The organism is Larkinella fluvii (assembly GCF_051857545.1).
GTDB lineage: Bacteria > Bacteroidota > Bacteroidia > Cytophagales > Spirosomataceae > Larkinella.
Map to the genome: position 1 here is coordinate 428,136 of NZ_JBPZHB010000008.1, position 18,995 is coordinate 447,130.

At 54.2% G+C, this 18,995-nt stretch carries 17 protein-coding genes; 3 read left to right on the forward strand and 14 right to left on the reverse strand.

All coding sequences use genetic code 11. The features are described from left to right. Position 1 precedes the first annotated feature (1 nt). The 3 genes from ACS5NO_RS22865 to ACS5NO_RS22875 all read right to left on the reverse strand — a co-directional run bounded on the left by ACS5NO_RS22865 (position 2) and on the right by ACS5NO_RS22875 (position 3,867). The gene (locus tag ACS5NO_RS22865) at positions 2-1,264 is read right to left on the reverse strand and encodes an Ig-like domain-containing protein (RefSeq protein WP_439417285.1); all 1,263 of its coding nucleotides are present in this window, start codon (positions 1,262-1,264) and stop codon (positions 2-4) included. Between the two features lie 184 nt (positions 1,265-1,448). After that, positions 1,449-3,167 (reverse strand): GMC oxidoreductase, encoded by a 1,719-nt coding sequence (locus ACS5NO_RS22870; protein WP_114408106.1) that lies wholly within the window; start codon positions 3,165-3,167, stop codon positions 1,449-1,451. Between the two features lie 109 nt (positions 3,168-3,276). Next, on the reverse strand, positions 3,277-3,867 hold the full coding sequence (locus ACS5NO_RS22875) for a gluconate 2-dehydrogenase subunit 3 family protein (protein WP_229312255.1): 591 nt from the start codon (positions 3,865-3,867) through the stop codon (positions 3,277-3,279). Positions 3,868-4,298: 431 nt separating this feature from the next. Between ACS5NO_RS22875 and ACS5NO_RS22880 the strand changes: the two genes are divergently transcribed. From ACS5NO_RS22880 to ACS5NO_RS22890, 3 genes are all read left to right on the forward strand, one after another. Continuing rightward, positions 4,299-4,949, forward strand: coding sequence for an RNA polymerase sigma factor (locus ACS5NO_RS22880; protein WP_439417286.1), 651 nt, complete (start codon positions 4,299-4,301; stop codon positions 4,947-4,949). An 11-nt stretch (positions 4,950-4,960) separates the two neighbouring features. After that, positions 4,961-5,269 (forward strand): hypothetical protein, encoded by a 309-nt coding sequence (locus tag ACS5NO_RS22885; protein ID WP_439417287.1) that lies wholly within the window; start codon positions 4,961-4,963, stop codon positions 5,267-5,269. A gap of 327 nt (positions 5,270-5,596) precedes the next feature. Next, complete coding sequence (locus ACS5NO_RS22890; RefSeq protein ID WP_439417288.1) at positions 5,597-6,055, forward strand: HMG-box domain-containing protein; 459 nt, start codon at positions 5,597-5,599, stop codon at positions 6,053-6,055. 416 nt (positions 6,056-6,471) lie between these two features. Here the strand turns inward: ACS5NO_RS22890 and ACS5NO_RS22895 are convergent, their stop codons facing one another. The 11 genes from ACS5NO_RS22895 to rimK form a co-directional block, all read right to left on the reverse strand. Next, positions 6,472-7,464, reverse strand: a complete 993-nt coding sequence (locus tag ACS5NO_RS22895; protein WP_439417289.1) for a 3-hydroxyacyl-CoA dehydrogenase family protein — start codon at positions 7,462-7,464, stop codon at positions 6,472-6,474. A gap of 147 nt (positions 7,465-7,611) precedes the next feature. Continuing rightward, positions 7,612-8,694 carry a Gfo/Idh/MocA family protein gene (locus ACS5NO_RS22900; RefSeq protein WP_439417290.1) on the reverse strand — a complete coding sequence of 361 codons (1,083 nt, stop codon included), beginning with the start codon at positions 8,692-8,694 and terminating at the stop codon, positions 7,612-7,614. 28 nt (positions 8,695-8,722) lie between these two features. Continuing rightward, complete coding sequence (locus ACS5NO_RS22905) at positions 8,723-9,526, reverse strand: 3-keto-disaccharide hydrolase (RefSeq protein WP_439417291.1); 804 nt, start codon at positions 9,524-9,526, stop codon at positions 8,723-8,725. Positions 9,527-9,670: 144 nt separating this feature from the next. Beyond that, complete coding sequence (locus ACS5NO_RS22910; protein ID WP_439417292.1) at positions 9,671-12,829, reverse strand: PVC-type heme-binding CxxCH protein; 3,159 nt, start codon at positions 12,827-12,829, stop codon at positions 9,671-9,673. Between the two features lie 135 nt (positions 12,830-12,964). Next, positions 12,965-14,218: a glycosyltransferase 87 family protein gene (locus ACS5NO_RS22915; protein ID WP_439417293.1), complete on the reverse strand. Its 1,254-nt coding sequence runs from the start codon at positions 14,216-14,218 to the stop codon at positions 12,965-12,967. Between the two features lie 94 nt (positions 14,219-14,312). Further along, positions 14,313-14,747: a hypothetical protein gene (locus ACS5NO_RS22920; protein ID WP_421826993.1), complete on the reverse strand. Its 435-nt coding sequence runs from the start codon at positions 14,745-14,747 to the stop codon at positions 14,313-14,315. 119 nt (positions 14,748-14,866) lie between these two features. Continuing rightward, the gene (locus tag ACS5NO_RS22925) at positions 14,867-15,766 is read right to left on the reverse strand and encodes an SDR family oxidoreductase (RefSeq protein ID WP_439417294.1); all 900 of its coding nucleotides are present in this window, start codon (positions 15,764-15,766) and stop codon (positions 14,867-14,869) included. A 9-nt stretch (positions 15,767-15,775) separates the two neighbouring features. Next, positions 15,776-16,489: a peptidylprolyl isomerase gene (locus ACS5NO_RS22930; protein ID WP_439417295.1), complete on the reverse strand. Its 714-nt coding sequence runs from the start codon at positions 16,487-16,489 to the stop codon at positions 15,776-15,778. Positions 16,490-16,539: 50 nt separating this feature from the next. Further along, the gene (locus ACS5NO_RS22935) at positions 16,540-16,986 is read right to left on the reverse strand and encodes a GNAT family N-acetyltransferase (RefSeq protein ID WP_439417296.1); all 447 of its coding nucleotides are present in this window, start codon (positions 16,984-16,986) and stop codon (positions 16,540-16,542) included. Positions 16,987-17,019: 33 nt separating this feature from the next. Continuing rightward, on the reverse strand, positions 17,020-17,943 hold the full coding sequence (gene hemC, locus ACS5NO_RS22940; protein WP_439417297.1) for a hydroxymethylbilane synthase: 924 nt from the start codon (positions 17,941-17,943) through the stop codon (positions 17,020-17,022). Between the two features lie 140 nt (positions 17,944-18,083). Then, entirely contained in the window at positions 18,084-18,986 is a 903-nt protein-coding gene (rimK, locus tag ACS5NO_RS22945; RefSeq protein WP_439417298.1) for a 30S ribosomal protein S6--L-glutamate ligase, read from the reverse strand. Positions 18,987-18,995: the final 9 nt, after the last annotated feature.

The following is an 18,995-nucleotide window of genomic DNA, read 5'->3' on the forward strand; positions in this document are numbered from 1 at the left end:
TTTATTGAATGGCAAGATTTACCGTCGCCGACGCCTTGTTGTTTTTCACGTCTGTTAATTCATAAGTAAACTGAAAACTTCCTCTAAAATCCAGGGAGGGCCGGTACACAATAGCCCCGTTTGGCAGGACTTCTAAAGCGGCACCCGATGGATTATCCGTAATGGTCATGCTTCGCAAGGGTGAACAAACGCGGTCATTTCCCAGCGCATAAATGTAAACAACCCGTTTTTTGGGATCAGCGGGCAAAATAGCGGCCGAGATCTGACCGTTGTCGTTGCGGGCCGTCAACGCACAGTCGACATCCGGGCCGGTGACCGAAATGCGGGCCGTGGCTTCCTGACAGTCGCCGGCATCGCAACGCCGGTACGTCAATTCATCCTCTCCCGTATAGCCGTTTGTCGGAAAATACAAAACCGTATTATTCTTCAACACCCGCGCCGTACCCTTGCCGGGTGCCTTGACGATCGTAACCGGCAGATCATACCGGGATTTGCAAAGCTGATCGTTGGCCAGAACCGGAATGCGCAGTGAATCGGTAATAAACCACTGTTTCCAGTAGACCTGCTCGTCTTTCAGCAGAATTTTACAGTCTTTATACGGATCGCCGACGCTAATCCGAACCGGACATAAAAACGTGCGGTTTTTTTGCGGAAAAACCGCCTTCACTTTGTAAAAGAAAAAATCAAATCCGTTGAAACCGGCCGTGGGTGTATACCTTATTGCCCCGTTTTCGACGGTTACTTTTCCATGCTCCGGTTGCTGCTGCACGGCCAGACTGGCCAGATCGACCGTGGCATCACAAAACCGGTCATTTTTCAAAACATCTACCGTAATGGCCTGGCTTTCGGCCGTCCGGTACCAATCCGGAATCGGACCGGCATTACACGGAATCCGGCTGCTGTCGGCCGCCATGCTGATTCGGAAAGACCGGGCAAGCCGGGTTTCTTTGCCCGTGCTGACCGCAAACTGGTCTTCACCCACCACAAAAGTGGAATAAGGCGTATAAACCAGCAAACCGCTGCCGCTGAATCGGGCATTACCGAGTCGCGGAGTTTGGGTAATGTACAGCGTTGTGACCGAATTGAGGCCGGAAATGGACGTAAGATCAATCGCCACCTGCTGGTCGGGCAGGGTATAATACTCTATTTCTTCCGTATCCACGCCATCGGGGCCGGGTGCAGCGTCCTGCGCGATCCGATCGCAGGACACTGTGCTCAGCACCAACACCGCCAATACTGTACTGTAGAATCTGAATGTAAACATATCACCGCCGAGACAACGCTCTGAACGATATGACAAGGCTGATACCGAAAGGGTTGCAAAAATTAGTGAAGAGTTAAGAGTTAAAAATTAAGAGTTAAAGTAAACCCCATCGGCCAAACAGGCCGCGATGTGTTTCTACTCTTAATTTTTAACTCTTAACTCTTAACTCTTAACTCTTAACTCATTAAAGGTTTTGTCGCTTCAACTCCTGCACGGCGTAGTTGGCCGCGCGGGCGGTCATGGCCATGTAGGTGAGCGACGGGTTGACACACGAAGCCGAAACCATGAACGCGCCATCCGTACAGAAGACGTTTTTCACGGAATGCACCTGATTGAATTTGTTCAGCACCGACTGCTTCGGATCATTCCCCATCCGGGCGGTTCCCATTTCGTGAATGCCCAGACCCGGCCACGAACCGTTGTCGTTGATGGTCACGTTTTTCAGACCCGCCGTTTCGAGCATTTCAGCCGCATCGTTGCCCATGTCCTTGCGCATCTTCATTTCGTTTTCCTTGAACTCGGCATCGAAGCGCAGTACCGGCAGACCATACTTATCGGTTTTCGACTTGTCGATCACGACTTTGTTTTCGAAATACGGCAGACATTCGCCAAAGCCGCCGAGGTTCATCGCCCACGGTCCCGGTTTGGTCATTTCGTCTTTGAAGGCCGCTCCGAAACCTTCGGAAGCCGTACCCCGGCCCCAGTTCATTCGGGAAGCACCGCCCTGGTAGCCAAATCCGCGCAGGTAATCGCGTTTTGCCTGGCCGGGAAGGTTCCGGAAACGGGGCACATAAATCCCGTTTGCCCGACGACCGTAGTAGTATTTATCGCCAAACCCTTCGTAGACGCCACTGGCACCCACCCGGAAATGGTGGTCCATTACGTAGTGACCCAGCACCCCGCTTTCGTTGCCCAAACCGTTCGGAAAACGGTTGGAAACCGAAGCCATCAGGATTTGCGTCGACGCCATGGACGAGGCACAGAGGAAAATAATTTTCGCATTGAAGGTCAGTTCTTCTTTTGTCAACTGATCAACCACCCGAACGCCCGTTGCTTTTTTCTTCGCTTCGTCGTAAATCACCGACGTCACGATAGAATGCGGCCGGAGCGTCAGGTTTTTGGTTTTCATGGCGGCTGGCAATGTGGCCGACTGCGTGCTGAAATAGGCACCGAACGGACACCCCCGGCTACACAGGTTCCGGTATTGACACTGCGCCCGGCCCAGGGCACTTTGTTGTGCCGTAGGCTTGGTGATGTGTGCCACGCGACCGATGGTGATCGTCCGCTCCTTGAACTTTTTCTCTACCTCGCCTTTGACGTGTTTTTCGAGGCAATACATATCCATCGGCGGCTGAAACTGTCCGTCAGGCAACTGCGGCAAACCATCGCGTGAACCACTGACGCCAATGAATTTTTCGACGTAATCGTACCAGGGCGAAATGTCTTTGTAGCGAATCGGCCAGTCGGCACCAACGCCTTCCTTGATGTTGGCTTCAAAATCGAGGTCGCCCAGGCGGTAGCTTTGACGGCCCCACATCAGCGAACGGCCGCCCGTGTGGTAGCCGCGCATCCAGTCGAACCGCTTGTCTTCCAGATACGGATTTTCTTTATCGTTGACAAACAGGTAGGCGGTTCCTTCCGAAACCGTGTAGCCCGTCCGGGCCTGAACGGCCTGTTCCTCGGCAATCTCCGACGTCACCCGCCCCCGGTGCGGAAACTGCCAGGGGTCGGTCATGGCGGTTTTATACCCTTCGATGTGTTTGATATCTTCGCCCCGTTCGAGCATCAGCACTTTCAAACCCTTCTCCGTCAGCTCTTTCGCTGCCCATCCCCCGCTGATCCCCGACCCGACCACAATGGCGTCGTAGGTAGTGGCTTTGATACTATCTATGTTAAGGTTCATGTTTTTTAATGACGAATAAAATGGATAATGAACAATTTTCGGGACCGCTCAGGCAGCTCCAAACAACGAACGAACCGGAAACCCTTTCATCCGTCCTTGTTCATCGACACTAGGTAGCCCAGGCTTTCTGACCGGGTTTCAGATCAACACACCCCTGGAACCGGCCCGGAACGGCAATGTAGGCGAGGGCCTGCGTGGCGCCGATTTCCGAGGTAAAATACCCGTTCAACGTTAAGGATTTCAGGGTATTGAAGAAGGGCGTATACCGTTTTTCGGCGGGCATGGAAGCCATGGCCTTGCGTTGTTCGGCGGCTTCGGCCTGCAGTTTCGTCATGATCTCCGTCCGTTGCGTGGCATCGAGCGCTACGAAATTCTTGCTGTAGGCAGCCTGACTCAGTTCATTCGTATGGGCCAGTCCGTCTAAAAACTGCTTCTGATCTTTTTGCGGATAACAGTCTTTCAAGATAATGTCAATGATCTCATTGACTTTGGCGGCTTTCGCACCGGGGGTGCTGGTCGTGGGGATAATGACTTCGGTCATTTCAGCGACCATCGTGTCCTGGTCGGCCGTAAACAACAGAGGCTTTCCGCTCAGGGCCCGTCTGGTGGCCGAGGCTTCGAGCGTATCCGCGAGTGCAGGCAGCGTCAGGGTGGTTCCCATCAAGGCCGCAACCCGCATCAAGGCATCTCTTCTGTTCATACTGTATTGAGTAAAAGATTAGTGAGATTCAAAAAACTAACGGAATAATCCATGACAAATATAGACAATCGATCGGCTATTTGTATGGCGTTCGGCAGGTTTCATCCGAAAAAGGAAGGCCAACAGAGCGTATATTCTTACCGGTTATGCCCCGATACGTCATCCGGAATTCGGGTCATGAATCTGCCAAAAAACCGGTAGAAATGAAATGGACGGGGCATTTTTCTTTTTTTCGTTCGCGATAAAAGCGCTGAAACAGGCGAAGAAAGGCTCCAAAAACAGCCCGTTCAGGCTCTTGGCTCTCGTCTAACTTCTTTACTCCCAAGCCTTAAACGACCTTTCGTCGGGTCAATTGCGCCACTTATCCATTTTTAGGGACTTCAGGCACCGGTGATACAATATCCGCTGTTTTCATCCGACTTCCCTGATGTATGAGAAACGTTGCGCTGTCAGTCCCCATCAACCCGAAAGGATCGGATCATTCCGGTCCCGATTCCCGGCCACCCGACGGGGCGGCCGGGGCGGTTCAGCGCGAACGACCCCGCCTGCTGGATTTTATCCGTCGACGGCTCCCGACGCGCGAGGATGCCGAAGATCTGTTGCAGGATGTATTGATGGACTGGGCCGAAATCGACCGGCGAACGCAACTGCCGTCGCCCACGGAACCGCTGACGCAGCCCATCGAGCATCTGGCCGGGTGGTTGTTTGCGGTGGCCCGGCGGAAAATCATCGACTGGTACCGGAAAAAGCGGACGGTTTCCCTGGAAGATCAATCCAGGGGCTACGCCGACGACGACGGAGAACCGCTGCTGATGGCCAGTTTGCTGCCCGCCAACGACTTGACCGCCGACGAAATGCTGATGCGGGAAGCGATGATGGAAGCCGTCATGGAAGCGGTTTCGGAGCTCCCCGCCGAACAACGGGAGGTATTTATCCGGCACGAGATCGACGGACAGAGCTTTCGGGACATGGCCGACGAAACCGGAATTCCGATCAACACACTGCTGTCGCGCAAACGCTACGCGATTCTGTATCTGCGGGAACGCCTGCGGGGCTTATACGAAGAATGGATCATGAACTAAACACAACGACAATGGAACCTCTGTTAATTTTAAAAGGAATCGGCTTTTTAGCCCTCGGAATTGCCCTCTTCATGCTGGTCACGCTGGTCGTCATGCGGCTTTGGAACTGGCTGGTGCCCTCGGTTTTTAACGGGCCGAAAATCCGGTTCATACAGGCGCTGGGCCTGCTGTTTCTAACGAGACTGCTGGTGGGCGGTTTTGGCTTCGGCGGTGGGCACGGCGGACACTGGCGTGGACATTCCGGTTTTGACCGCCACCATGCCGCCGTTTGCCAGCCACATGTAAAGGGGTCGAACACGGTGAAACCACGCGAACAATAACCTATTTAAATTTTAGGAAATAAGGCATTATATCGGTCATCCCTACGGGATTTTAGACCCACCTCGTTCCCTTTACCCCGATTAAAATCGGGGGTTACAACATGCGTTATCCCTACGGGATTATCAAATCCCAAAATCCCGTAGGGATAACGCATGTTGTAACAATAGAACCAAAACCTACCGAATTGGAATGCAAAAAATCCCGTAGGGATGATTCATATTGTAGCAATGGGGCAAAACCACCGAATTGGAATGAAACAAGTCCCGTAGGGATGACGCATGTTGTAACAATGGGCAAACCATCAACCCGTATTAAATTAAGAAACCATGAAACTATTTTGGATTAAACGCGTAGTCGGCGGCCTGTTATTCGCTGTCATTTTTGTAACGGCGGCCGGCTGGGCCGTATCAAGTCTCTGGAACTGGCTGGTGCCGGTGCTGTTTGCCGGCCCGACGATCACCTTCGTTCAGGCGCTGGGCCTGCTCCTGTTGAGCCGGATTCTGGTCGGTTTTCGCGGGGGTTGGGGTGGCCGACGGTGGGGCGGTGGCGGCTGGGGCGGAGGTCCCTACGGCCACCCGAGACACGCTTACTGGCGCGAGAAAATGTCGAACCGCTGGCAGAACATGACGCCCGAAGAACGTCAGCAGTTCAAGCAGCAAATGAAGGAACAATGGAAAGGCGGCTGTGGCCCGCGCGGATTCGGACGCGGCCGACAACCTTGGGGGCCACAACCGCAGGAAACGGACCCCGGCCATCCGGCGGAGCCTACGGCGACGAAGAGCTAATTTTTAGAGATACAGGGGAAATGAAGAACCCGTTCAGGATTTCATCTCTCTTCCAGGAACAGAGAAGGATGAATATCAAATCAGTCCTGTACGAAGGATGCATTTCCCCCCAACCTCTTTGGCTGTTGGCGCAGAACGATCTTTAGAATGGCTTTTTATGATGCTGTGGCTACAAACATCCGTCCGCTACGCGGCCCCCTCATTGGCGTTAGCATCGACAAGGGTTTGCAAAAATCGTAACCAAAAAAAAGAAGAAAAAGCGGTCTGCCAATCGTTTTAAATCCTTCGTACAGGACTGATATCAAATGAAAAATGATGAATGTTAAATGTAGAAGTACTGGATTGGAAGCCCCTTTTACATTTAACATTCATCATTTTTTATTCGATATTCGTTTTTTGCAATCCTGAAATCGTTTCTACACCGAATCCTCCTTTTCTTTCAATTTTTTCTTCACATAATCAGCCGGATACTGCAAGGCGATTTCACGGATTTTGTAACTAAATTCCGTAAACGTTTCCTCCCAAAGCCGGGCTTCTTCCGGCGTATAGTCATAAAAACCGTGTGCATTGGCGACTCCCCGCCCTCCGCTTTTTACGATGTCGTCGATCAGTTTCGGCACTTCCGTACTGTTGTTGAGCGTGGGCAACAGGTCTTTCATGACGGTATGATAGGCCGGAACGCCCGTCAAATCCATCCAGCGGAAAACCCCCACCAGCGTCATGAAATAGCCCGCATTGTTGCGGCAGGAACGGTCGACATCCTCCACCGTCGCGTAGCCGTTTTCGACCAGGCTGATGGCTTCCCGGTACATGGCATACATCAGGCGATTGGTGATAAAACCGGCAATATCCTTTCGAACCAGGATGGGTTCCTTGCCCCAGAAGTGGGCCAGTTCATAGAGGTATTCGCCCTGGGAAACCGCACTGTCGTCTCCGCAAATGATTTCCAGAAACCGGGTCGTGTGCGCCGGTTCGGCCCAATGCAACCCGAAAAACCGCTCCGGGTGTTGGGTCAGTTTCTGAAGCACACTGATCGGAATGGCCGAGGTGTTGCTCGCCAGCAGCGCATCGGAAGCAATCACCCGTTCTACTTTCTGGTATACCGATTCTTTGATTCCCCGGTCTTCGATGGTACATTCAATAACCAGCCGGGCGGGCCGGAGTTCTTCGTAGTCCTCCGTCAGAATCAGGTTTTCCAGATACGATTCCGGTTGATTCGTAATCAGTCCTTTCTGATACGACCGTTCGAGGTGCTCTTTAATCCGGGGCAGGGCGGTGTCCATGTCAACGGGAATCGGCGCAACTGCAACGACGGGATGACCCGCAATCAGTAAACAGGTGGTAATGCTGCATCCCATCAGCCCAAGGCCAACGATGCCGACCGGGATTTCTTGCGGAATTGGGGTCATTAGCTAAAATCTAGTGGTTCAACCGGATGCCGACGTAAAAGCGCGGCACAAACGGCCTAAAGTTATTCCGGTTTCAGACAACAGACTAATCTTTCCCTCCTTAATGCTGGTACCAAATTTCAACCACCGCACCAGGAAACCGGAGTTTTACAAGATGACAACCTGACCGGTTCGTACGGATTCATCGCAGGCAAAGGCAATCCGAAGGCTGTTGACGGCATCCTGCATGTGATCGGTCAGGTCGATATTTTCCCGAATGGCTTTCAGAAAATACCGCTGCTCCCGGTTACAAAGCTCCTGATGATCAGGTTCGTCCTCCAGATTAATCCACTCATCCGGTTTCGCAAACCGCTCGCTGGCGTCCAGGTCTGCATGGTGAAACCGGATGGATTCCGTTTTGGTATGGGCTTCGATGGACGACGATTTGCCTGCGCCCCCGGCTTCTTTGGCCACGATGGAAACACTGCCCTTCGGCCCGAAAACATCTTTGACGAAAAACGCCGTTTCGCTGACCATCGGCCCCCAACCCGCTTCGTACCAGCCCACCGACCCGTCTGCAAACCGGATCTGGAGTTGGCCGTAATTGTAGTTACCCGCCGGTATTTCGTCCGTCAGCCGGGCACCGATGGCGTAGACCTGTACCGGTTTGGAACGCGTCATCTGGCACATCACATCGATATAATGCACCCCGCAGTCGACGATCGGGCTCAGGCTTTTCATCAGGTTGCGGTGCAGGGTCCACATACTGGTTTCGCTTTGCTGGTTCAGGTTCATCCGCATCACCAGCGGTTTTCCCAGTTCATGCGACAGGCCGACAAATTTCTCCCACGACGGATGATGGCGTAAAATGTAGCCAACCACCAGTTTCTTACCCGCTTTCACGGCGGCTTCCACCACCCGCTCAGCCCCGGCCACCGAGTCGGCCACCGGTTTTTCGATAAAAACATGGCACCCGGCTTCAAACGACTTGACGGCAAATGCCTCGTGCGTGTCCGGGTACGTCGAGATACACACCGCATCCGGTTTGGTCTGCTTCAGGGCTTCTTCAAAATCACTGAAAAGGGCAAAACCACCCCCCAGTTTTTCATTCAGGATTTCCTTGCTTTTTCCGGTGGAGACAATGCCACAGATTTCGAAGCCATCCAGCAGGTGATAGGCTTGGGCGTGGGATGACCCCATGTTTCCGCATCCCACCACCAGGACACGCAAAGGGGTTGACTGATCAGACATGACGGTTTCGGTTAATCGGTTTTCGGCGTTATTTCCTTCGTAAAGGAACAAGTTCTACTTTTCTAACGAATAGCTCGGCACCCTCGGATTGAATCTGGATGCGACCTTTCGCGGGTTTCACCTGGGTAGCCTGGTTGACCAGCGTCCCGTTCAAATAAATCGAAACCGTGTCGCCCTCGGCCACGCAAACCATCGTATTCCACGCGCCCAGCGGTTTTTCAATATCTTTGGCACCCCGAAACCCCTTGACATCCTTCCAGGCCGGGTCCCGGTCGAACCAGTCGATCCGGCCACTGTGGATGGTCAGGGGCGTACCCGATGGGGAGTATACATTTCCCCGGCCTTCCTGTTTGGGCGCTATGGTGGCCGTCAGGGCGTAGTTCTCACTGCCATCGCCCACCACCAGAAAATCACCCGATCCGCCCTCGATGAGCTGGCATTCGATGGAACGCATCCAGATCCCGCGGTACCCGCCATCCGGCCCGGTGGAATGCAACAGGATGCCATTGTCCCGCGCGCGGTCTTCCCGGGGTGCATAAGTTCTGTCTCCCCATTTGAATTCCACCGTCAGCGTATAATTCTCGTACGCCTTGTTGGTAATGATGCTGCCATATTCTTCGCCCGAGACGTGAATCAGTCCGTCGTGTACCGTAAAGACCTTTTTAACATCATTCTCCCGTCCCCGTTTTTCAATAAAGACGTACCACCCCTTCAGGTTTTTTCCGTTGAATAGTTTGACGGTTTTCGACCGCGCCAGTTGTGCCGTTGCGTCGCCCGTGGCAACCAACAGGGCGATGATCACCGCCAGAACTAAAAAATTTAAGCTCCTCATTTTCAAGGTGTTTTTTATGCTTTCTGCCCCTAAATCCCCTGAAGGGGACTTGGACGCGAAACCTTCAGGATGCTACAAGTCCCCTTCAGGGGATTTAGGGGCAGAAAGCGTCATTCTCACTTTCATCAGGAACAGATTCCGGTTTTATTTTTTCTGACTGGCCTGAATCATCCGGTCCAGCCGGTAGGGCAGCGCGTTGAGAAAAGCGATCAGATGGGCCATTTCGGTCGGATTCAGTTGCTGATCCAGGCCCGGCGGCATCATCGACAACGTCTGCGGTTCGATGGCGGTGATCTCCGAACGGGCAATCCGTACACCGGGGGCAGGCCCCAGTTCAATCACGACCGACTCCGGAAGCTGTTCCTTGAGAATACCCGTATACGACGTATTTTTCGTGACCACCCGGAACGTTTCATACTCCCGGGCAAAACTGGCACTCGGGTACACGATGGCTTCCAGAATGTCGTGCTGGGAACGGATTTCACCGATGTTGGTCAGGTCGGGGCCAAAACGCCCGCCTTCGGCTCCGACGGCATGGCAGGTAGAACAAGATGCCTTGCCGTAAAACAGTTTCCGGCCTTCGCCCACATCGCCCCCTGTCAACCGGGCTTCCAGGTTTTGCAGGTGCGCCAACCGCTCCGCATGAAGCGATTTTAGCTTGACGAGCAGCGGGGCTGCTTGGGTTTGCACCGAAGCGGGAAACGGTTTCAACAGGTTTTGAAAATCCTGCTCCGGTACATTATCCAGCCGTTCCGAAACCGCTTGCAGGGCGGTAATAAGTTCCTGGCCGACCCGCTCATCCCGGTTTCCTTCGAAGGCGCTCAGCAGGGGCGGCAACAGGAAGGCATCCGCCTTCCCGATTTGGGTGCGGGCGATCACCAGAAGCTGGTCATTGGTCAGTTCGGCATGGTTCAGGAGCCGCACCGCCTGCTGGCGCACCGGCGAATCGAACGATGGGCCGAGGTACGTCAGCAAGAGCTGAAACTCCGGATCGGTCAGGCCCGGCGACGACATGATCCGCGCGCTCAGGGCTTTCAGTCGGAAGCCAACGGGCGTCTTTTCGGCCTGAACGATCCGGTCCAGGTGCGGATTAAGCACCTTGATCCGCCGGGACTCTATCAATCCCAACACCTGAGAAAGCACCCGCTCATCGTTGCTCCGAAGTTGATTTCCCAGTTCTTCCACCCACGCGTCCGGCAGTTTCTTCAACGTACATTTCGCCATGACCTCCAGCAGCAACCCTTTTCGGGCGGAGGTCGTGGCCGAACTTGCCAGTTGGGCGGCTAGGAAGTTCTGCAAAGTGGGTTCCTTGCTAAAGGTCAGCATCAACTCCCGAACCGAACCGGCGTCGGTATCCGAGAGCGTCCCGTCCTTCAACTTTTTTTCCAGAAAACCGATGACGATGTCCGACCATTCGGGGTGATGAGACGCCACCCAGATACCGGTTTTCTGGAAATCCGTCTCCCGGGCGGCCAGGGCTGCGGCCAGATGCATTTTTTGAAGCGGGGCACCGTCCATCTGATCCAACGCAATCAGGGCCGCAATTCGGATCTTCGAAGAGGGGCTTTCCAGCGCCCTGACCAGTAGTTCCGTATTCCGCAGTGTAATGAGTGAATGGACGATGGCGTGTCCGACAAACCGGTCGGTATTGCTCGCGGCAGCGTTCAGCAAGGCCGGAACGGCTTTTTGATCGCCGATCTGCCCCAGGGCCGTGGCCGCCTGGCGACGAACCGGCAGCGCATCCTTCTGCATCAAGGCGATGAGTTTGTCCACGGCCATCCGGTCTTTGTGCAATCCCAGCGCCCGAACGGCTGCCGTGCGAACGACACGACTCCGATCCGTCAGTGCTTTATGAACGCCATTCCAGGCCGCAGGTGTATTGATTCGGGACAAGGCAAACACCGCCGATGCCCGCAACTCCTCGTCTTTTAAGGCAGGAAAAACCGTGAGAAGGGGGTTGACAGCCGCATTTCCGCGTTGGATCAGTTGCTCCATCGCGTTGTCGCGGACGGCCAGCCGGGTATCCGTGAGGTAGTTCAGTAGGGTTTGGGGCGTCTGTTTGGCCAGCGCGAGTTTTTTGCCCCACGCATCACTTGGCTTGGGCGTACCGGTTTTGCGGATGCGGTAAATACCACCCTGAACGTCCGGTTTAGCAACGCGTGACAGCGGGCAACCTTCGATGAACCAGCCGCCCGTAACCACCATCAGCATACTGCCGTCGGCATCCTGAAGCACATCCGTCGGGTGCGAATCGGCGCTGAACGACTTCAAAAAGACGTCATCCACCGTTTTGAACGTGGCTCCATCGGGCGAAAGGCTATGCCGCATGATTCGTCCGGTGTTGAATTCGGCATTGAATAAATTGTTCTGATAAGCCGTCCCAAACCCGGCACCCCGGTAGCGCATGATGCCGGAGGGGGCCACGCGGGGCATTTTGGTCATCGTCGGCATCAGATCGCCGGTCAGTTTCAGGCCATCTTCGGCGATGACGGGGTTCGGTTTGGGGTACGTGCCGCCTTCCACCCAGTGCATGAGGGCGTCGCGCTGCCCATCCTGCGGATCGACAAAATAGGTCATCGTTCCGATGGTTTCGCCCGACGGCAGAAAGGCAATTTCAATCGAATTATCAAAACCGCCCCCCGCCAGCGACTCCAGGCCGGTTCCGTCGGGGCGGCAGCGCCAGATCCGGGCACTTTTTCCTTTCAGAACCTTGCCTTCTTTGGTGGTAATCGAAAAGCCCCGGCGGGCGTCGGTCAGGTAAAGCCAGCCATCCGGGCCGAAAAAAGGACCACCCAGCGTGGCTCCGTTGGCGTGCAGGGTCCAGCCCGTCAGGATCACGTCTTTCTGGTCCGAAACGCCATCATTGTTCGTATCCGTATACTTCACCAGATTGGGCGATTCGGCCACATACAGGCTACCCTGGTAAAATACCCCACCTTTGGGAAACGGGATATTTTTGGCAAAAATCCGGCTTTTTTCAAACTGGCCGTCCTCGTCGGCATCTTCCAACAGGCGAATGTGATACGACGGTTCGGCCAGCATTTTTTCGGTTCCCATGGCATTGGGGCCGGTTGACTCAAACACAAAAAGGCGGCCAGCGCCATCGAAGCTGGCGAACATGGGATAGGAAAGCAAATCCGGCGCCACGGCCCGTTCGATGGTAAAACCGTCCGGCACCTGAAAGCCCGGCATTTCGCTGGGTTTTCGACCCGTTGATCCGATCAGGAACAGGCCCGCCAGAAACACCCCACCGGTCTGGCTCATTCGACGGCCCCACCGGTACGTACTGGTAATAAGAGACATAGGTATAGCAAAGAAGACTTTTACACACGGCAATCTTATTGCATTTCCTGCGTAGACGCAAGCAAGCCCACCCAATCCCGAAATAAAGTATTATTAATCAGCAAAAATGTAGAATCGGCTCCTCCCGGTGGCAGGCTACCGATTCGGGTAGGGCGTTGGGGAGAGATTCTGGAAGGATGAAGAGGGACGGTTTTTTCGCACAACGTGGACGAAGAAAAAGAGGAAAGCCCCATTCCGTGCCGTCAGCAGCAAAACGCCAAAAACGGTAGGCTCAATCAATTGGGAGTAAAAAACCGGGTAGACCAACGTGGTCAGTAAGAAAATAAAGCCCATCCATGCAATCGGTTTAACGGGTAGAAAGAGCACAAACGGAAGTAACCAGATCAGGTATTGGGGCGAAAACACCTTGTTGGTACTGATAAAAACCAGCAAAGCGCCCAGCACAAACCGAAGCAGACTGTCCGCCGAAATCGTTCCGGTCTGCCCGTATTCGCGCCGGAACCGGAACCAGCCAAGCGCAAGGAGCCCGCTAAAACTAGCCAGAAAGATTCCCGGTAAGGCTTTCAAAACCGACCCGACCCCACTGGCTTCCAGGTGAAAGGCCCCGTAGTTAAAGGCGGTGCTGACCCGCGATAAATCCGCCACATTTCCCAGCAAGACCAAGCCGCCGGCCACACTTTCGATTTGCAGTCCCCGCAACTGGTGGTACGTCAGAAAGGAAAACACCTGACTACCCGACAGAAACACAACCGGCAGCAGTACCAGCGAAACGGCAAGGGCTGTTCCGGCCACCAGCCGCACCGACGCCCGGTATTGCTGCCCGGCCAGGTAATACACCAGCAGAACCGGCACCAGTATAACCGGATATAATTTAGCCATGATGGCCAGACCAATCCACAACCCGGCCAGCAGGGGTTGCTTCTTCAAAACCGCGAGCAGCGCCAGTAAGGTCAGCCAGGCCGGAAAGAGATCATACCGCCAGAATACAAAATCTTTGCTGAGGATGATCAGCAGCAAATAAACCGCCAGGAGCCGCCAGGGGGATAACGATTCCGGCCAAAACCGGGCCACTCGTTGTACCGTGAAGGCAATCAGCAGCAGCAATAAAAAGGTTTCCAGTAAATATAGCAAGGAATACGCCCGGTAATCGAGCGTCATGCCAGCCGTAAGCAGGTGCGGAACCACCAACGGCAACAGGGCCAATGGCGGGTATTCGACGGTAAAATCACGGTACGGTATTTTCCCTTCAGACAGTTGTGTAGAAACCGAATAATACAATTTCATGTCGGCTGGCGGAGCCGTTGCTTTTCGGTGCCACAGCAAAAAGCCGTAGCTGAGCAGCAGCATTCCCATCGCCCCGGCGACCCACTTGAAGAATTTTTCTTTCACATGAACAATCCGTTAGCACCGGACGCAATATACCGGATAAGAATTGCTCAAACAATCGTGAACGGTTTTTCACCCGGCGGTGCAAAGATTTGGCTCATATTTGCTTTTTGGTAACCAGTTTGCTGATCGCCGTGCCGTTGATCGAAATGACTTCTTTAGCCTCCATCGCCGGCTCGATGTCGATGGCTCTGAAGTTGACGCTAATCCCTCCTTTCGGCCGGACCAGCACCACCAACCGTTTATCAGCGCCCGTTCCAACCTCCCGAAACTCTCGGATGGTCGCGTATTTAAAGGCATACCCTTCTTCCAGCGCGGCCGCTTTTTGTCCAAATTTGTCAAACGAAAGATAGGCATGCTGATAAGCCCCCGAAGGCAATCCGCCCTTCCCAAACCGCACCGAATCCCCCGCTTTCAGGACGATGCCGCGCTTCGTGGTAACGGGGCCGTCGATGCGTTTGCCCGCAGCCGGTAATTGCGCCAGACCGTTCAGGGAAACGACGGCAAGAACAAAAAACAGGATCCATTTCATACGACTCAGGAAGGGGTTTAGGGTTTACAGTATTCGGTTTACGGTATACGGTGGCTGACGCATCCAGGCAAGCACGCGTCAGCCACCGTATACCGTAAACTGAATACCGTAAACCGATTTTAAATCTGCGCGGCCAGAACCGCAATGCCTTCTTCAAAACTTTTGGGTTCGTATCCCAACACCCGACGCGGTTTGTCCAGCACAAAACCGGTGCGCGGGGGGCGTTTGGCGGGTTGCGAAAACGTCGACGAATCGGCCTGGGTGATGAGCGACTTATCGAGGTTAAAATAATCGGCGGTTTTGATGGCCATTTCGTAGGGATTCAAAAAGTCTTTCCCGGAAATATTATAAATACCTTCTGCTTTCTGATCGGCAATGAGCCAGCAGCCGAGGGCCAAATCTTCGGCCAGCGTTGGCGTGCGCCACTGATCGGTCACCACTTTGATCGTCTTACCATCTTCCAGCGATTTTTTCACCCACAGAATAATGTTACTCCGGCTCATGTCGTGGGCAATGCCGTAGACCAGAACCGTTCGGGCGATGGCCCAGCGAATACCTGAATGAATAACGGCTTTTTCGGCGGCATATTTGCTCCAGCCGTAGAAACTGATCGGGTTGGCTTCGGCTTCTTCGGTATACGGACCAGCGGCTCCGTCGAAGATAAAATCCGTCGAAACGTGCAAGAGGAAGCTATCGTTGCTACGGCAGGCTTCCACCAGATACTCGACGGCTTTCACGTTCTGCGCCCAGCAGGCGTCTTTCTCCGACTCACACTGATCCACGTTGGTCATGGCCGCCGTATGGATCACCACATCCGGTTTGGTTTCGCTGATTACCGCCAGCACCTGTTGGCGGTCGGTAATGTCCATCGGTTGGTAGGAATACCGATCTGACTCCGGCAGCCGGTTGGCCCCACGCGCCGTAGCAATGAGTTCCACCTCCGGTTTCTGGGTCAATAAATCGACTAACTTCTGCCCCAGAAGGCCATTGGAACCGGTAATAAGAATTCGTTTTTTCATAACATTCAATTACTTCCGATAGGTATACCCAAACTGTTTCGTAATTTTTTTCTTCTTCATCCACTCGCCCGAAACCGTCATGCGAAGGTCTTTCAGGGGGCGATTGAGTGGATTGGCGGGTTGTTTGGCCACGCTGTCTACCACGGCTAATCCGTCAATAACCTCGCCAAAAACCGTGTAATTCCCGTCCAAGTGCGGGGTCCCGCCCAGAGTTTGGTAAACCTGTTTCTGCGCGTCGGTTGGCTGTCGTCCTTTCAACTGGGTGATTCGCTCGGTTTGTTTCTGAAAGTTTTCATCATCCCAAACCCGGCCCTGCACCACGTAAAACTGGCATCCGCTCGATGCTTTTTCGGGATTGTTATCGCGGGCTGCCGCCAGTGCTCCTTTTTTGTGAAACAATTCCGGCACAAATTCGGCCGGTACGGTATAGCCCACGTCACCATTGCCCAGCATCTGGTCGGCTTGGGCCGTCCGGGAGTTAGGGTCGCCCCCCTGAATCATAAAATTCTGGATGATCCGGTGAAACAGCAACCCGTTGTAGAACTTTTCCTGGGTGAGCTTGATAAAATTCGCCTTGTGTTTCGGCGTCTGGTCGTAAAGAATCAACCGCATGACGCCAAAATCGGTCTGGATCGTCACCAGATAATCCTTGCGTTTGGAAGGTTTCTTGCCCAGAACCGACCCGGTTACGAACAGGCATATAAACAGAACAATGATCCGCATCGCAAATGAGTTAGATTTCTCTTTATTCTTTCTTCTCTCCTCTTTCGTCTTCACGATAATTTCAACGCAAAGTGGTGACTGACAATGTTAAACCGCTTGTTCAGATACAGCCGGTGGGCATCGTACCGTTCGGGCTTGTGGCCCGAATCGAGCGTGACGGCCACACAACCGGCTTTGCGGGCTTCGTCGATCACGAAGTCGAGCAACTGGCTGGCGTAGCCTTTCCCGCGCTGGTCGGGCAGGGTCGACAAGTCATCGATGTACAGGGTTTTACCGCTGAAAAGCAGGTTCATGTAACGGTAGCCAATGGCCGCCGGGGCTTCGGTTTCGGACGGATTCTGATCCGAATGATCGACGAAAGCGACCACGTAGCGGTCCTCTTCCTGCAACAAAAATATCTGTCGGAGTGCCTGTTCTTCGGTCAAATGCGGCCGCAGGGTTACCAGAGCGGGCAGACAACGGCGAAGATCGGCTTCGGTTTGGGCAATTTTAATCATGGGAAACGGTGGCAGATGGCTTGAGCCGACAAGTTACAAGTTTTGGCGAACTGCCCGCAAAATTTCGTCCCCCCCTTTCGCTAATAAACTTTCCGCCAGATCGTGCCCAATCTGTTCGGCATCCGCCAACGGCCCGCTGAATTGTTCCCGCAACAGCTCTTGTCCGTCCAGACTCACGACGCCACCGGTCAGCGTCAGTTCCTCATCCTGCAAGGTGGCCAGCCCAAAAACCGGGATGCTGCAACCGCCTTCGAGCCTCCGTAAAAAGGCCCGCTCGGCTTTCAGACAGGCTTCGGTGGGCGCGTGGTTGGTGAGTTGACGAACCGTGTTGAGTTTGTCGATCGGCAGGCTGGCAGCCGCTTCGATGGCCACGCTGCCCTGCCCAACGGCGGGCGTAAAATCCTGCGTCGGCAGGTATTCGGCAATCATATCGTCGTATTCCATCCGGTGAACGCCCGCGTAGGCCAGCAGCAACGCGTCGCAGTGCCCCTCTTCCAGTTTTCGCAGGCGGGTTTGCAGGTTGCCGCGCATGTCGACGGTGGTAATGTGCGGGCAAAAGTGCTTCAGCATGGCCACCCGGCGCGTCGAGGAGGTGCCGACGACAAACTCCCGGCCACCGGTCAGCGACAGGCTTTTGTCGTGGCTCACCAGCACGTCGTTGACCCGTTCGCGCTCCGTGAAGGCAATAATCGCCAGATCGTTTGGCAGCGACGATTGCAGGTCTTTGGCACTGTGAACGGCAATGTCGATGGTGCCGGCCCGGAGCTGGTCTTCCAGTTCCTGCGTAAAAACGCCCTTGCTGCCAATTTTCGATAGGGACCGATCCAGAATCTGGTCGCCTTTGGTTTCGATCAGCACCAGTTCCGACTCGACCTCAGCCGCTTTCAGCAGATCCTGAATGTAATAGGCCTGCCAAAGTGCCAGCCGACTGCTGCGCGTTCCAATTTTTATTTTCATGCCGGCAAATGTACCAAAGAGACGGTAGTTAAAGGAATGATAAATGTAAAATATCGAATGCTGAATGTAAAAGTGATTCGCCCGCTGGTTTCAACTTTTACATCTAGCATTCGATATTTTACATTTATCATTCATCTTCTTCACACCCCCACCGTATCGTTTTCATCCGTCGGAATTTTCTCCTCGATGAAGTCCACAATCTGACCGGCAATGTCGATCCCGGTTGTTTTTTCGATGCCCTCCAGCCCCGGCGACGAGTTGACTTCCAGCACCAGCGGTCCCCGTTGGGATTGCAGCATATCGACCCCGGCGACCCGCAAGCCCAGGGCTTTGGCGGCATTGACCGCCGTCCATTCCTCGTCGGGCGTCAGCAAAACCGCCTGACCGGAACCGCCCCGGTGCAGGTTGGACCGAAATTCGCCTTCCTTGCCCTGACGTTTCATGGCCCCCACCACGCGCCCGCCCACGACGAACGCCCGGATGTCGGCCCCTCTGGCTTCGGCGATGTATTCCTGAATCAACACATTCGCTTTCAGACCGTAAAACGCTTCGATCGTTGACTTGGCGGTTTTGGCGGTTTCGGCCAGCACCACGCCCAGCCCCTGCGTGCCTTCGAGCAGTTTGATCACCACCGGCGGACCACCCACCAGCGCAATCAGTTGATCGACGTCTTTGGGGTGTTTGGCAAACACGGTTTTGGGCAACCCTACGCCCGCTTTCGACAACACCTGCAAGCTCCGCAGCTTATTCCGGGAGCGGGTAATGGCCTGGGATCGGGCCGTTGTGAACACTTTCATCATCTCGAACTGGCGAACCACCGCACAGCCGTAGTCGGTAACGGAAGCCCCGATCCGCGGCACAATGGCGTCAATTTGCTCCAGCGGCTGGCCTTTGTAAAGAACTTCGGGTTTTCCGCCTTCGATCATCACCTGGCACCGCAGGTGGTCGATCACAACGGGTTCGTGTCCGTGCTGCTCGGCAGCTTTGACCAATCGCCGGGTGGAATACAGGTCGGGATTGGTAGACAGGATGGCAATACGCATATCCGTAAA

Bases quoted from the DNA above. Each gene is read 5' to 3' on its own strand.
- ACS5NO_RS22935 (WP_439417296.1), bottom strand. From the start codon at position 16,986: ATGATTAAAATTGCCCAAACCGAAGCCGATCTTCGCCGTTGTCTGCCC.
- ACS5NO_RS22930 (WP_439417295.1), bottom strand. From the start codon at position 16,489: ATGCGGATCATTGTTCTGTTTATATGCCTGTTCGTAACCGGGTCGGTT.
- ACS5NO_RS22865 (WP_439417285.1), bottom strand. From the start codon at position 1,264: ATGTTTACATTCAGATTCTACAGTACAGTATTGGCGGTGTTGGTGCTG.
- ACS5NO_RS22880 (WP_439417286.1), top strand. From the start codon at position 4,299: ATGAGAAACGTTGCGCTGTCAGTCCCCATCAACCCGAAAGGATCGGAT.
- ACS5NO_RS22910 (WP_439417292.1), bottom strand. From the start codon at position 12,829: ATGTCTCTTATTACCAGTACGTACCGGTGGGGCCGTCGAATGAGCCAG.
- rimK (WP_439417298.1), bottom strand. From the start codon at position 18,986: ATGCGTATTGCCATCCTGTCTACCAATCCCGACCTGTATTCCACCCGG.
- hemC (WP_439417297.1), bottom strand. From the start codon at position 17,943: ATGAAAATAAAAATTGGAACGCGCAGCAGTCGGCTGGCACTTTGGCAG.
- ACS5NO_RS22895 (WP_439417289.1), bottom strand. From the start codon at position 7,464: ATGACCCCAATTCCGCAAGAAATCCCGGTCGGCATCGTTGGCCTTGGG.
- ACS5NO_RS22925 (WP_439417294.1), bottom strand. From the start codon at position 15,766: ATGAAAAAACGAATTCTTATTACCGGTTCCAATGGCCTTCTGGGGCAG.
- ACS5NO_RS22875 (WP_229312255.1), bottom strand. From the start codon at position 3,867: ATGAACAGAAGAGATGCCTTGATGCGGGTTGCGGCCTTGATGGGAACC.
- ACS5NO_RS22890 (WP_439417288.1), top strand. From the start codon at position 5,597: ATGAAACTATTTTGGATTAAACGCGTAGTCGGCGGCCTGTTATTCGCT.
- ACS5NO_RS22885 (WP_439417287.1), top strand. From the start codon at position 4,961: ATGGAACCTCTGTTAATTTTAAAAGGAATCGGCTTTTTAGCCCTCGGA.
- ACS5NO_RS22870 (WP_114408106.1), bottom strand. From the start codon at position 3,167: ATGAACCTTAACATAGATAGTATCAAAGCCACTACCTACGACGCCATT.
- ACS5NO_RS22900 (WP_439417290.1), bottom strand. From the start codon at position 8,694: ATGTCTGATCAGTCAACCCCTTTGCGTGTCCTGGTGGTGGGATGCGGA.
- ACS5NO_RS22905 (WP_439417291.1), bottom strand. From the start codon at position 9,526: ATGAGGAGCTTAAATTTTTTAGTTCTGGCGGTGATCATCGCCCTGTTG.
- ACS5NO_RS22920 (WP_421826993.1), bottom strand. From the start codon at position 14,747: ATGAAATGGATCCTGTTTTTTGTTCTTGCCGTCGTTTCCCTGAACGGT.